The following is a 1,654-nucleotide window of genomic DNA, read 5'->3' on the forward strand; positions in this document are numbered from 1 at the left end:
CTGGAATCCGGCCAGGCCGGGGCGTCCCGGCTCTTCTCCGCCGGCGCGACGGCGGTCGTGTGCGCGAGCGACCCGCTCGCCCTGGGCGCCGTGCGCGCGGCGCGCCGCACCGGACTGCGTGTGCCCGACGACGTGAGCGTCGTCGGCTTCGACGACTCGTTCCTGATGAGCTGCACCGAGCCGCCGCTGACCACGGTGCGCCAGCCGATCGAATCGATGGGGCGCACGGTCATCGACCTGCTGCTGTCGCAGATCGCCGGCACCACCGAGGCCGGCGACGAGCTGCTCTTCGAGCCAGAGCTCGTGCTCCGTGCCTCCACCGGTCCCGCCGCGTCCTGAGCCCGAAGTCTCGTCTCGCTCGTACAACGAACGCGCGCGGAGCGTGCGCGCCCCGGTCGTGGAGCGAGGGAGTGCCGGTGACCGGGACAAACCGCGTGTGGGCGGTGCGAGAGGGCTCGAGCCGTCTCCTGTCCGAGATGCAATCGTGATCTTGCGGAAATCTGTAGAAGACTTGCGTGGTAAACGCCATTCGAATACATTCTCCTCATTCAGTCCTTCCATCGACGTTGAGGAGTTCCGTGGACACCGAGGTCCTGACCCGTGGCGACCGCGCGATGCCCGTCACCGACGACCCGACGTGGTGGCGCTCCGCCGTGATCTATCAGGTGTACGTGCGCAGCTTCGCCGACGGGAACGGCGACGGCACCGGCGACCTGGCGGGCGTCCGCTCGCGGCTCGGCTATCTCAAGGACCTCGGCGTCGACGCGATCTGGTTCAACCCGTGGTACCCGAGCCCGATGGCCGACGGCGGGTACGACGTCAAGGACTACCGCGACATCGACCCGCGGTTCGGCACGCTCGAGGAGGCGGAACTGCTCATCCAGGAGGCCTTGGACCTCGGCATCCGCACCCTCATCGATGTCGTCCCCAATCACGTCTCCGACCAGCATCCGTGGTTCCAGGCGGCGCTGGCCGCGGGCCCCGGCAGCGCCGAGCGCGAGCGCTTCTGGTTCCACCCCGGCGAGGGCGAGAACGGCGACGAGATCCCGACGAACTGGGTGTCGAGCTTCCAGGGCCAGACGTGGACCCGCACGATCAACCCCGACGGCACGCCCGGCGAATGGTACCTGCACCTGTTCACTCCCGAGCAGCCCGACCTCAACTGGAACCATCCGGACGTCCGGCGCGAGCACGAAGAGATCCTGCGGTTCTGGTTCGACCGCGGCGTCGCCGGTGTGCGGATCGACTCGGCGGCGCTGCCGGCCAAGGACCCGTCCCTGCCCCACCTCGCCGGCACGGCGTACGCGCCGGGCGAGCACCCGCATCTCGACCGCGACGACCTGCACGACATCTACCGGGGATGGCGCCGGGTGGCTGAGGAGTACGGCGGCACGCGCGTGCTGGTCGGCGAGGTGTGGCTCGACGACGCCGAGAGGTTCGCACGCTATCTGCGCCCGGACGAGATGCACACGGCGTTCAACTTCGACTTCATGACCCAACCGTGGAGCGCGGCGGCCTTGCGCGGTTCCATCCAGCGCACGCTCGCCGAGCACGAGCCGGTCGGAGCCCCCGCGACCTGGGTGCTGTCGAACCACGACGTGACGCGTCCGGCGACCCGCTACGGCCGCGCCGACTCCTCGTTCGCGTTCGCCCG

General features: G+C 69.6%; 2 protein-coding genes. Both read left to right on the top strand.

Translation table 11 applies throughout. The features are described 5' to 3' along the window. A partial coding sequence (locus tag EIO58_RS17465) for a substrate-binding domain-containing protein (RefSeq protein ID WP_164861848.1) occupies window positions 1–339 on the top strand: 339 nt, incomplete at its 5' end. 275 nt (window positions 340–614) lie between these two features. Beyond that, on the top strand, window positions 615–1,654 hold a 1,040-nt coding region (locus EIO58_RS17470), incomplete at its 3' end, for an alpha-amylase family glycosyl hydrolase (protein WP_240658986.1).

Origin of the sequence: Microbacterium sp. CPCC 204701, from assembly GCF_004010105.1 — a bacterium.
Classification (GTDB): Bacteria; Actinomycetota; Actinomycetes; order Actinomycetales; family Microbacteriaceae; genus Microbacterium.